Source organism: Yersinia enterocolitica (assembly GCA_002082245.2).
In the GTDB taxonomy this organism is placed as follows: domain Bacteria; phylum Pseudomonadota; class Gammaproteobacteria; order Enterobacterales; family Enterobacteriaceae; genus Yersinia; species Yersinia enterocolitica_E.
Map to the genome: position 1 here is coordinate 3358432 of NBTC02000002.1, position 13118 is coordinate 3371549.

Below are 13118 nucleotides of genomic sequence, written 5' to 3' on the forward strand. Positions count from 1 at the left end.
TTGGCGATTCGGTATTTTCATTACTCAATGCTGATACTTACGCAGCCGATTAATACTTTTTCTTCGCGAAAATAACCCGAGCCAGAATATTCAGTAACAATACACACAGGGTAATTAGCAGCACCCCTGCCCAAGCCAGTTGTTGCCATTCGGCAAATGGGCTCATGGCAAATTTAAATATAGTAACCGGCAAGTTAGCGATAGGCTGGCTCAGATCAGTGCTCCAGAACTGGTTGGAGAGCGATGTGAACAGCAAGGGTGCTGTTTCACCGGCAATACGTGCTACCGCGAGCAAGATGCCTGTCAAAATACCGGAGATAGACGCTTTCAGCGTAATAGCCGATATCATGCGCCATTTCGGTGTTCCCAGGGCATAGGCAGCTTCACGCAGGCTATCTGGTACCAACTTGAGCATGTTCTCAGTAGTACGGATAACAATCGGCACTTGTAACAGCGCCAATGCAATCACCCCAGCCCAACCGGAGAAGTGCTCCATCTTGGCAACCACGATGGTGTAGACAAACAGACCGACCACGATGGAAGGTGCTGATAGCAAAATATCATTTATAAAGCGGGTAATTTCCGCCAACCAGGATTTACGGCCATATTCAGCCAGGTAAATCCCCGCCATGATACCCAGAGGGGTGCCAATGACTGTGGCCCATAAGATCAATAAACCACTGCCGGCAATGGCGTTAGCCAAACCACCACCCGCGGTATTGGGTGGCGGAGTCATCTCGGTAAACAGCGCCAAAGACATGCCGTCAATTCCTTTGGTCACGGTGGAGAACAAAATCCACACCAACCAAAACAAACCAAACGCCATGGTAGCCATTGAAAGCAGTAAGGCTATACGGTTCTTTTGGCGACGCCAAGCCTGCTTTTTACGGCGGGTTTCCAGTAGCGTCGCATCACTTTGCATATCCATTGTCGCCATCTTAGCGCCCCTCTTTCTTAGCCAGACGCAAAATCATTAACTTAGATAACGCCAGCACGATAAAGGTAATCACGAACAATATCAGGCCCAATTCCATCAGCGCGGCAGTATGTAAACCGGACTCCGCTTCAGCAAACTCATTCGCTAACGCAGAGGTGATACTGTTCCCTGGCATGAAGAGTGAGAAACTGTCGAGTTGGTAGGTGTTACCGATAATAAAGGTCACTGCCATGGTTTCACCCAAAGCGCGCCCCAGGCCCAGCATCACACCGCCAATCACACCGTTTTTGGTGTAAGGCAGCACAATGCGCCAGATAACTTCCCAAGTGGTACAGCCAATACCATAGGCTGACTCTTTCATCATCACCGGGGTTTGCTCAAACACATCGCGCATAACCGCTGCAATGTAAGGAATAATCATGATGGCCAGGATGACACCTGCGGCCAGAATACCAATACCGAATGCCGGGCCTGAGAACAACACACCCACAATCGGGATGCCAGACATCACGTTGCCGACGGGTTCTTGGAAATAGCGGGCAAATAAGGGAGCGAAAACAAACAAACCCCACATCCCGTAAACAATACTAGGGATAGCCGCTAATAGTTCGATAGCCACACCCAGTGGGCGTTTTAGCCAGTTAGGGGCCAGCTCAGTCAGGAACAAGGCAATACCAAAACTGACCGGGACTGCAATAAGTAAGGCGATAACAGAGGTGACAACTGTGCCATAAATCGGCACTAATGCACCAAACTGCTCAGCCGGGGCATCCCATTCTTTGGTCCACAGGAAAGCCCAACCAAATTTTTGAATACTTGGCCAAGAAGCAACAATCAATGAAATGATAATGCCGCCCAGCAGAAATAGCGTAATCAGCGCAGCCAGTTTAACCAGCGCGCTGAAAATGATGTCACCGTATTTGCTCGGTGCTTTGGTAGTCGGCTTATAATCAGCCATAGACTCTCTTCTCATCCGGGTGTTAATTCCCTTCGTACTTGAAGCCGCAGGGTTGTTGGTTATGTTCGCTCACCCGAATCACTGACCTGAGTCAGCTCATCGGGGTTCGTTCACTTGCCGCCTACCTGCAACTTCAATTACTTTGGGTATATTAAATCAATATCTTATAAATAAATTATTACAGGCAAAACTAACTTCAATCAGAAGATTGGCTTACCGTTGCTGTCTTTAACATTGGTTTTCCAAGCTGCACGAACCTGTTCAACCACTTCTTTTGGTAATGTGGCGTAATCCAGCGCATTAGCTTGTTCAGCACCGTTTTTGTATGCCCAATCAAAGAACTTCAGTACTTCAGTGCCTTTAGCCGCATTTTTCTGCTCTTTGTGCACCAAAATGAAAGTAGTAGAGGTAATTGGCCAAACATCATCACCTTTCTGATTGGTTAAGTCTTGAGCAAACGTTTTGCTCCAGTCTACACCTTTGGCCGCAGCGCTAAAGCTTTGCTCTGTTGGGCTGACTGGTTTGCCATCGGCTGAAACCAGTTTGGTGTAAGCCAGGTTATTTTGTTTGGCATAAGCGTATTCCACATAACCAATGGCACCTGGCAAGCGCTGAACAAATGCCGCAATACCGTCGTTACCTTTACCACCTAAACCGGTCGGCCAGTTAACCGTTGAGCCTGCACCCACTTTCTCTTTCCACTGCGCATTCACTTTAGCTAGATAGCTGGTGAATACGAATGAAGTGCCAGAACCATCAGCACGGCGCACCACTGCAATATTTTGATCTGGCAATTTAACGCCCGGATTCAGCTTCACAATCGCCGGGTCATTCCACTTCTTCACATTACCCAGATAAATATCACCCAGTGTTTTACCGTCTAAAGTCAGTTCACCAGATTTGATGCCAGGGATATTAACGGCCAGCACCACACCACCAATCACAGTTGGGAATTGGAACAAACCTTCAGCCGCCAGCTTATCGTCTGCTAATGGCGCATCAGAAGCACCGAAATCAACAGTATTGGCAATGATTTGTTTTACGCCACCTGAAGAGCCGATCCCTTGATAGTTAACTTTGTTACCTGTTTCTTTCTGATAAGAATCTGCCCACTTGGCATACACCGGCGCGGGGAATGTCGCACCTGCACCTGTCAGGCTTGCAGCAGCGAACGCGGACACAGTGGTCATAGATAAAGTCGCTGCCACAATGCTGGCTACGGTGGTACGCATCAGTTTCATAATCCCTCCTAATGGGATATTAGAATTAACTCTATACCAAAGAACCTGGTATTGCAGGATGGGCTGAGTAATGAACCAAGCTAACAACGCTGCAACTCAAGTACCAAGTGTATAAATTGTTTTCATCAGATTAAGTATGGTGCAGGAGGGAAAATAGGACAGTTTAATGACAGAAAAATGTATGAAATATTACAGTTATATGACAAGCTGCTGGCGTTAAAATAAAATCATTATTTATCATTAGATTAGACTATTTTTTATCTTTTTATTTGTAATAACTTCAGTTGTGATCGTGGTTGGTCACCGCTTTCAAGTAGCGTTGCGCTGTGGGTTCGATACGACGAAATCGTTTCTGATAAAATAACGTCGTTTTTTATCACGTTTAATCCATTATATTAACGAATGAATTCAATTGAATAATGTTGTATTTATGCTCAGCGCTGAGCATATTCAACAAATTGGATGAGTAAACGTAAGATAAAAGAATAAGGAGAGGAAACTCAATAAAAATACGAATATAAAGCCTATTATTTCATTCTCATCACCATCCTGCTGTGCACATTTTCCCAGACGGCTTCCCTCTATTCTCTATTTCCTCAGTGGTTTTTTTTTGCATTGCTGCTAACATTATTTTCTAGGGTTACGATACTGAGTAACACTGAATTAATTTACTCTATTGAACACCGTCACCATTTTAATAAATTTTCAATATTACACACAAAAAAATCATCGTCTCAGGAGAAAATATTTCTGTCTTAACAACATATTGGCTCTTTCCGAGCCAGACTCTCGGGTAGAACAAGTAACCAACGCGGCTACCTACATAAAACTGGCAGCATACGAAAGATAGAAAATATAAATTTTCAGTCAATGCTTTTGAGTTACTAAGCCAACATCTTGTTTTATTACGCTGAATATTTGTCTCTATATTCTATCAAACGCCCGATGCTTTAGAGAATTTTCGTATAGATAATCACAGTAAACTCATTGGGAAATGATATTATGCAATCTGCAACTATGCCCTCAGGAAAAAATAGTTTTTCTGAAAATAATATTATTAGCAGTATAATTAATAAATATGCAAACACCGGTGTATTTATAATTAATACCAACGATCCGCTGCTGGTGAAATTTTATGATATTCAACTGGGACTGGCAGGTATCAGCCTCGTTCGTTGTCCTAATTTCAGTCAGCTCTGGGCAAACCACAAACTGGCTAAATATGCCGTCAGCTCACTGGCGATGGGGGATAGCGATAGCGCACAACAGGTACACAGCATCGTCAGCCTGGATTCTACTGATGGGCAAACGTTCTCAGCAAATGCCATTGGTTCGTTGCCGGTGTCAGCCGTAAACATCACGCAAACCTTAGGTATTTTTGACGAATCAGGCAGCCCTGCGGGAACAGTACAATGTAAAAAGAACTATATTTATACTGCTAATTGCCCCATCCAGGCTAATGGCACCTTCCCGGCCAGTTTAAAACAAACCCGCTATCCGGTTAATATCATCTATACCTTCGCCCAAACGGTGAATAACCAGACAGTTTACGGGGCCGAAATTGTTACCACACAAAGTTACCCAAAATTAATTCAAAATGATTCTCCTGCTGATTTAAATAAAAATAATCTGATAAAAATCTGTCTGGCCCGTCAAGAAAGCGACTGTGACTACTTTAATAATTTTGACGGCAATGTCACCGTACCGATAAAAGGCAGCGTAACTTACTTCGGCAATATTGATTTAAATAATGGCAAGCCTATAAACGCGTATAACTCAATTTATCTGGTCCGCGAACGTCAGGGCGGCGATCCGATCACCCCTGCCAATGACTTTAATTTCTTTGACGACGCTAAAACCCGAATTAATGGCAACGTTTTATCGTGGGATCTAGACTGGCTTAAATTCAAACGTCCCGATTTTGATTCCGGTGAGCGGGTTTATTATATCTTTAAAGTGACATTACAAATTGAAGGAGCGAGTGTAGCCAGTTTTATTACCAATGCTCCCGGTCCGTTCGATCCTGAACAGCGCTTTTTAAATACCAACACACTAAAACCCATGCAGATTACCTATGGTTGTTTAGGTAAAGGCACTCCCATTTTGATGCAGGATGGTAAAGAAAAAGCCATTGACGACATCTTTATTGGTGAATGGGTGCAATCGCAGGATGGGCGAGCGTTAAGAGTCGAAGATGTGATTACCGGCACGGAGCAAAACTATCTTGAGATTGAAGTCAGGGATAGTAGCGGCCAGCTCAAAACCCTTATCACCAGTCTGGGCCACCCCTTTTGCACTACCACCGGTGTGAAACTGGCGAGTGAATTGACTCTGACCAGTCGACTGCTAACCCCAGAGTGTGACTGTGCTATCAGCCGTATCAACAAACAACACGGCGAAATTGAGGTGTACAACCTGCACCTTTCCACTGACGACCCCATCAAAGATCTGACAGAAAGTAGCAGCACCATGTATGCCGCGGGCGTGCTAGTTGGCGATAGCACGATGCAGTATCACTACGAAGAGGCCTACCACCATCGCTCGGTGAATATCCTAAACCAGCTACCGGAAGAATGGCGTCAGGATTATCAAAACCATATTAAAACCATAAGGTAATTGATTGATATGTTTATTGGTTATCCTGATTTTCAGCAAATTATCACCGATGACAAGCTGCGCGTCGTTGCCGTCTGTCAGCAGTCTGATGTCTATTATTTATATCCAGAACCCTTCGTCCTGATTGCTGGTGATCCGTTGGCCTTTGCACTGGATGTGATCCTCAGCCTAAGCAGCAACATTATCTACGGCGACCTTGATTTTACCGCTGAGCTACAATTTGCCAGCGGCGGCGCACTTGAGGCATTCAATCGCCAACACCCAGGGAAGGCTATCCAAGGTTTGCCGGTTATCCCCTATAAGCTAAGTTTCCGCTCACCACCTGACCATGATTCAGCATTAACCCATCAGGATTACGATCCGACCTGGTATTCGGCGCAGTCGATTCAATTTTTGATCTCGCTTGATGCAGATACCACGCAACTGATGAAAAAAACGTTGCTGGATAATATTGTTGGCTTTAATGCTCGTATCGATGGCTTTGTCGAAGGTGTATCGCCACGGCTGAACTACACACTAGATTGCGATCCCGGCCAGTTAATTGCCGAACTGGCGGCCAATATTAAAGACGCCCAACCGGTGTCCAACAACCGGATCGCGTTTCCCTACATGTTGCTTACTCAGTACATGTACGAAAATCTGTCCCGGCTACCGCTGCTAATCTCGCCAGCCTTCTCCTCAACCAACCCGGCAGAAGCGCTATTATTCGCGCAGGCTTTGCTCGATCGTCTGTTCAACACGTTGGGATCGCCCTATATCGGTAACGCCAACACCAATACTACTTATATTTGTCTGTTGCTCCCCCAGAAACAGCGTCGTCTGATAATTGATTTAAAACGCGTTGAGCTAACCCAGCGCCCCATCTGCTTTTTATTGGATCCCTTTGCCACGGCACAACAAATTGCCAAAGAGGCTCCCGAACAGGTTATCCACCAGATAATCGCACCTGCGCTGCCAGACGGTAGCCTGCGGATTAACATCCTTTACGCTTTCCCACAGGGTCTTAAAGACGGGGCGTTTATTGATATACAAATCATTTTACCTCCGGGCGAGCTTTATCCTGCTGGACAACAGCAAACCCTGCTATTGATACCCAGTCAGAGTTATTTGGCCTTCACATTTATTAATAATACGTTCAGCTTGAATGGCGAATATCAGTACCACATTCGCGTTAGCTACCCAACCGCCAATGGATATCTCTCCCTCGTCAGCGAGCAACGAACCAGTAATAACAAAATACTGACGCTGGATTATTCCAGCCTTCCTTGTCAGTTCCTGACCCTCAATATCGATCCGACATTCGCACAACACAGTATGCTCACAGGCCACTACTCCTCCGCTAACCTGTCAGAACCCTTTGAACTCACACTGGCTTCGCCCTGTTTCAGTTATCCGATAACGGGACGTGATGCCTATGCCAAGCTGACCGCCTGGGATAACGATAGCGCCGCCTCAGTGGTGCTCGATATGCCAATCATCCAGTCAGCCACCATCGGTGTTTATAGTTTTCCTCAGTTTGGTGCGCAGCACGCCACCATTATCGCCCGGTTTGCTACTGGCATCCGTTATGTCACGTTACGATTTCAAGCTCAGGGTGAAACGCAAACGCGCGATCATACGTTTACGCAGCAGGATAATTGCTATGAATATCAATGGAATGTCACATCGATTTACGCGGCAGGGTTTCGTTATAAAACCAGTAACGGTCAATGGTCGGACTATGTGACGGGCAATCAAACCATTACACTTGAGGTTGAAAATGAAGACTGAATCATTAAATCCTGAAAAAAATCTGGCGTCCTTTTTTTTGCTTGATCGAGCTTTCGTCTTTCACGATCAGCGGTGCCCGCCCAATGACTATACCTACGGCTGCTTCACGCCTGAGATAGTTCATGACGATCGGGGAAATAAAACCAGTGGTTTTCACCTTACCACCAGTCCGGCAGGCGGCCTCGTCATCCTGATTACACCGTTAGTTCCCCTCAATACCCAAGCTATACAACAGTATATTCAGACACATATCTCCCACTCAGGCGGTAACATCACCCTTAAGCAGTGTACTGCGAAGACGGCGATTTTCTTGCGTTTTCATGAGCCGCTGGGTGACGCCCCCTATCTGGTTGAGTTTGAAGGAAACTCTATGTCGACCACCCATTCGGAAGGGATAGAGTTGACTGAGGCCATACAGGGCAACGCGAAGCGGGTTTTTCTTGCCACCCACACACAATTCACGGTAAGCACTACGGTTAATGCCCGTCTCAACAGCGACTGGCGGCAGTTTCTAATACTGGCGTTTAACACCAAAACCCGCACACCAGAAGCTATTGCGCAGCTACTCGACAAGCAAATTACTGCTGGTATCGTCGTGCTGGACGAGGAGTTTAAAAATACCCCGTCGCCGCAGACCAAAGAGACCGTGAGAAAAAATCTGGTCGATCTCGCTGCCAGCATCCTCAGTAATACGCTCGCCAATATCTCGCATATTGATGAGATACCCACCAGAATTGACTATGATTTTTCTTACGAAAGCAGCCTGCCCCAATCTTATGAACTGATCGACGAACAGGATATCGCGACGCTATTTAGCGGCTTTATCGCCAATAAACTTATTTCCTATGACCCTTCGCCGCTGCCTGAGCCTCAACGAAAACAACCTGACGATCCGGGAAAACAGCATACCTGCAAAGTCAGCCTGGATTTCAATGCCAGCAAATTTATGATTATGTCGATTGAACTGACGTGGGCGGATAAAAAAATACCCATGCAGTGGCCAAACTTTCCTCCTCTCACCGTCACCGCCGATAGTCGCGTGAATGAGATAAATATCAAGGTCACCTTTTCCGACTATTCATTCATTAATATCACGCGCCAGTGGCAAGCAGACATCAACCTGACCGTTCAGGATATCGGGTTTCATGAAGTGACCTTTGATGCCCGCCACTTACAATCTGATTTTAAGACGATTTCAGGCAGTGCCAATTACGTCCCAGAAGGTCAGGCCAAACGCGCTACCTTTAATTTTTCATTTTCCGATCAGCAGTGGCAAACCACTTGGTTACTCAATACCCAGTCAAATAGCTTGAATGGCCGTATTGAATACCACTGGCAGGGAAAAACGTCGTCATTTATAAGCAGAAATTACGATTCAGGTGTACAGCAATCGACCTCATTCCGTATTGAACTTCAATACAAAAAATAACCATGAGTTAAGAGGAATAAGCTATGTTAACCACAGCCATCCAGCATTCGATTAAAATAGATACCAAAGAACACTTAGGCGTCAAGGTATATACCTATACCTGCTATGGCGATAGCGAAGATAAAAATATTTTTTATGTTATTCCTGAAACTCCAGTATTTTCTGGTCAGGAAAATAAACCTGACTTCTTATTCTATAAATATCGTAAAGAAGAGCAACAAGGCGGATACGCACAGTTTACCGTCAAACTTCCTGTGCCATCAGAAAGCGAAGCCGACAAAATAAAAGCACAGCTTTATAGTGGGATATCACCGCAACTTGTGGCGAAATCAAAACTTATCGTCCAGTATATTAAAGCTGAAGAATTATTTAATTCCGATCCGACCAATAAAGCCAATCAAGATGCCAAAATTAAAGCTTTTCAAAATTCTGGATTAACCGAAGAGCAAGCAAAAAAATATATACTCGCTTATAACCCTGACGCGGGTGACGATCAATTTCTTGGTCAACTGATGCCCGATAATGCGCGTAAAATAGAATTGCGCCAACCCCGCTATACCTCAGCGCAGGCCTCATTGATCATCAATGAGAACAAAGTATTTTACTGTCAGATGCCCACACCACTGAGTCCCTCTGGTTTGGGGAATAACGATACTGTATTTAGCATGTCGCTAACGGGGCTGGGAGCAACCCTGTTTGAGAATGTATTAAAAGGAACGCCGAGTAACGCCAGTGTCGGGATTCGTTATAACTTCACGCTGGATGCCTCTCTGCCGGCAGTAAAAGTTATTGTCACCTACAACAGTGAGAAAATGAAAGAAGTGACGCAGACCATTACTCGGCATACCTGGTCTGCGGATGAAAAAGAAATCACCCGTGAATTTTCCGAGAAAGGTGCCGCCAAGGTCACTGTCATTACCAGCCTCAGCGCGCAAGAAATGGGCATGAAAGATGACCAATATAGCGCTTGGATAAAAACCTTCGAGGACTGGGGACAAGCACAACTTCAACAAATATTGTCTAGCCAGACAGGGCTGGATATGAGTATGGATTTGCTGAACGATGCGGGTAGTTTTGATAAATTTAAAGAAAGTCTGAAAAACACGCAGGATTTCACCCGCGTATATGAAGAAAACCGTGTTGTTCCTTTTTCCATCGCGCCGCAGACTCAGTTGCCGTCTATCCTCTCTATTGTTGGTGCTGAGAAGGTCGATGACTATTTCAAAGAATACGATCTTGATGATCCCTTCTTTCAGTTTATTCAACCCGAATTTTATGTCAGTCAGGACCTGGATAAATATGATATTGAAAATATTATTGTTATCGCAAAATATGATGATAACCATGTCAGCACACTCCGCTTCGACAGAAAAAACACCGCGTCGCAAAAAACCGAGAAATGGTATATTGATAAAAAACTGGGGCGCACCTACAGCTATTCATATACGGTGAATTTCTCAGGGTTGCATTCAAAACCCTATCATTCAGGTAAAATAGATATAATTGATAGTCTGGTTCAATATATCAACATGGCACAATGCGGTATTGTCTACGCGCAAATTGATTCGTTACTTGATACACAGGCATGGGAAACATTCAACCAGGTGCTATTGAAAGCCCAATATTCCGATCCAGCGCATGGCGTAGAATTAAAAAGCGATACTCAGGTATTGAATGTTTCCACGCAGCCAAAACCTTTTATTTATCCAGTAGGCATGAAGCCAGAGAATCCCATTTATTTCACCACCAGTTATTATACCCGGGATGGTGGTAATTTTACTTACATCGAACCAGGTATTGAACCATCTCCGCAATTGCCCGGATATGGTGGCACCCGTGCGAACCAGATTCAAATAATGAATGCCTTACCGAGGAAAACGACCTACTCCATATTTTTCATCGCACCGAAGAAAGATGTACTAATTATCATCTTCGACATGATGGTGAACTATAAGACCTACAAGTTTAAACAGACTAAATCGATTAATCTGGAAGAAAAAGATCTCGTGGATACCACCACCCGCCGCGACCTTACCTTCGAATTTTTACCCGATGGCACAGATGACATTCCTGAAATCACCTATAGCGGCACCATTATTTACAATGATGAGCGCGATCCCAAGCCAATTGAGGGCAAGGTAACCGGTTCATCGGTCGCGGTGGTGGTGAAGTGTTAATGGCCCGTCATTCTTCTGGTGTAGCGGCGGCCAGATGTGCTGCCTCTGAACCGGCCCTCCCGTTGAGGCGGTGATGAACAGTGTTCATTACTATTGGATAGGCAGAGCATCGGTCATTGCATTGATGACTGATGCTCGGTTGATTGTTTTTTATTCAACATGGACACCCCCATGGATAACAGAATAACGGAACAAACTATCGGTTTTATTAATGCAATGCCAGGTAGCCAAGTTTATTATTATAGCGCGTTGGCACCCAGTATTTTGGTAAATGAGCAGGCTATTCCCGAAGTGCATTATCAAATATTCAGGAGCAGCGCCACCGCACAACCGACGACTTACTACGCAATACTCTCATTGCAGACGCAACTGAACAGCAGTATGGCTGCTGCACAGGCAGCGGCGCGGGATAATCCCGATATTCCGCCGGACGCGACCCTGCTCCCCTTACAAATTATTGCCAGCACTGCCACGCTCTGTATTCCACAAGCTATGCCTCAACTGCTGAATCACACCTCGCTGGGGAATAATCAGTTTTGCTACATCATGGCCGCACTGACTGATACGAATGATATTGAGCGAATCGTCGCGCTGCTTCAGCAACCGGAATCAGCACCGATTGCCGTCAGTTATAAAATCGACTACCTGCAACAATTACCCCCCTCAACCTTTGAACTTGATGCCCAATGGGATCAGGTATATGAATATCTGAAAATCTCATTCGGTTTTAATGCGCTGATTTTTTCTTTTAATATTGATGATATTTCCGAAACCTTAATCAGTAATAAGCTGGTTACTATCAAGGTAAGAAATACCAACCCCGACCATTATATGAAACAAGCCACGGCTGAATTGAGCACGATTCTGACTTGCGAATTTTTCACCCCAGTATTTGGTCAAATAAAAACAGCCCCCGCGCCTAAATTTGGTTTCCAATTACAAAACATCTCAGTTAAAGATATTGATAAACGCACGCTCAGTGCCCGAATCACCGAAACTACGGTAGTACGGCGATCTCTCTATCCTCAAGCGCTTTTTGCCACATTGGTTAGCCAGAGCCATTATGATGCCATCGACGTCGTAAGCTATCACGAGCTTCAGGATGATTTTTTCTCTTACCGCAGCATAAAAGCTCAACTGCTGACATCTGAGTTAGACGAAAATATTCAATTGGTGGCGCTCAATTTGACTTATGGTAACACGCGGTCCCCGTTAGTTTTTTCCAGAAATAATATGGCGGCCAAAACGTTCCATTTTTCCGCCATTATCGACCCTGTAACAAAAAAAATGTCCTGGCCGGTGGAGTATCAGTTCACATTATATTTTAACCATCCGGTCGGTGGTGTGATGTTTGTCAGTTCAGCCATCATGAGCACATCCTTAACCGAAATTTTTTTAGACATTGAATCGTTATATAGCCGTTATCATTTCGTTATTGCCACAGAAAAAAGATTCAACTGGGCATGGTATACATCAATATTGGTAAATATCACCTGTACCCATATTGAAAACAAAGAAAACAGCACATCAAAAAACTTCCACATCACCGAGAAAAAACCGTCAGAAGAATACAGCATCATGCTACCAGATCCTGAATGCTATACTTTTTCGGTAATCAAAGAATATAGCATTAGCGCTAACACTCCCCATATACCAGTAAGGTTAGACCAACCCACCAGCCAGGATGTCAGCATATCTTCACGACTCTATAAACAAAGAACGCTGAAAATCACCCCAGCTTTTGACTGGGAAAGAATCACACAGGTTCTAGTCAATGTGACTTACTGCTATAACCAATTCGCCATGAACACGTTAAAGGAAGCATTTTATTTCTCTGAAGACCAGTCAGAACCTGCATTATTTAGCGCAGATCAAACCGACCCGACATTACTGTTTATTAATCTCGACATCATGATTATTGATAATGACGGCGGCGTTGAAAATAAAAAACTCATTACCGATGAAGAACAGATCAATATTACTAACTGAC

8 protein-coding genes are annotated in these 13118 nt (G+C 44.7%); 5 read left to right on the forward strand and 3 right to left on the reverse strand.

The window, feature by feature from the left end:
- Window positions 1–49 precede the first annotated feature (49 nt).
- From pstA to A6J66_016845, 3 genes are all read right to left on the reverse strand, one after another.
- Entirely contained in the window at window positions 50–937 is an 888-nt protein-coding gene (gene pstA, locus A6J66_016835) for a phosphate ABC transporter, permease protein PstA (protein PNM25696.1), read from the reverse strand.
- A 1-nt stretch (window position 938) separates the two neighbouring features.
- A complete protein-coding gene (pstC, locus tag A6J66_016840; protein PNM25697.1) occupies window positions 939–1895 on the reverse strand; it encodes a phosphate ABC transporter permease subunit PstC in 957 nt (318 codons plus the stop codon).
- A gap of 200 nt (window positions 1896–2095) precedes the next feature.
- Window positions 2096–3136, reverse strand: a complete 1041-nt coding sequence (locus tag A6J66_016845) for a phosphate ABC transporter substrate-binding protein PstS (protein PNM25698.1) — start codon at window positions 3134–3136, stop codon at window positions 2096–2098.
- Between the two features lie 1002 nt (window positions 3137–4138).
- Between A6J66_016845 and A6J66_016850 the strand changes: the two genes are divergently transcribed.
- The 5 genes from A6J66_016850 (at window position 4139) to A6J66_016870 (ending at window position 13117) form a co-directional block, all read left to right on the forward strand.
- Window positions 4139–5752, forward strand: a complete 1614-nt coding sequence (locus A6J66_016850) for a hypothetical protein (protein PNM25699.1) — start codon at window positions 4139–4141, stop codon at window positions 5750–5752.
- On the forward strand, window positions 5753–7522 hold the full coding sequence (locus A6J66_016855) for a hypothetical protein (GenBank protein PNM25700.1): 1770 nt from the start codon (window positions 5753–5755) through the stop codon (window positions 7520–7522).
- The gene (locus A6J66_016860; protein ID PNM25701.1) at window positions 7512–8951 is read left to right on the forward strand and encodes a hypothetical protein; all 1440 of its coding nucleotides are present in this window, start codon (window positions 7512–7514) and stop codon (window positions 8949–8951) included. The genes A6J66_016855 and A6J66_016860 overlap by 11 nt, the downstream gene beginning before the upstream one ends.
- A gap of 23 nt (window positions 8952–8974) precedes the next feature.
- Window positions 8975–11128, forward strand: a complete 2154-nt coding sequence (locus tag A6J66_016865) for a hypothetical protein (protein ID PNM25702.1) — start codon at window positions 8975–8977, stop codon at window positions 11126–11128.
- Window positions 11129–11299: 171 nt separating this feature from the next.
- A complete protein-coding gene (locus A6J66_016870; GenBank protein ID PNM25703.1) occupies window positions 11300–13117 on the forward strand; it encodes a hypothetical protein in 1818 nt (605 codons plus the stop codon).
- Window position 13118: the final 1 nt, after the last annotated feature.

Coding starts and splice junctions, on each gene's coding strand:
- pstA (PNM25696.1), bottom strand. CDS start 937: ATGGCGACAATGGATATGCAAAGTGATGCGACGCTACTGGAAACCCGC.
- pstC (PNM25697.1), bottom strand. CDS start 1,895: ATGGCTGATTATAAGCCGACTACCAAAGCACCGAGCAAATACGGTGAC.
- A6J66_016845 (PNM25698.1), bottom strand. CDS start 3,136: ATGAAACTGATGCGTACCACCGTAGCCAGCATTGTGGCAGCGACTTTA.
- A6J66_016850 (PNM25699.1), top strand. CDS start 4,139: ATGCAATCTGCAACTATGCCCTCAGGAAAAAATAGTTTTTCTGAAAAT.
- A6J66_016860 (PNM25701.1), top strand. CDS start 7,512: ATGAAGACTGAATCATTAAATCCTGAAAAAAATCTGGCGTCCTTTTTT.
- A6J66_016865 (PNM25702.1), top strand. CDS start 8,975: ATGTTAACCACAGCCATCCAGCATTCGATTAAAATAGATACCAAAGAA.
- A6J66_016870 (PNM25703.1), top strand. CDS start 11,300: ATGGATAACAGAATAACGGAACAAACTATCGGTTTTATTAATGCAATG.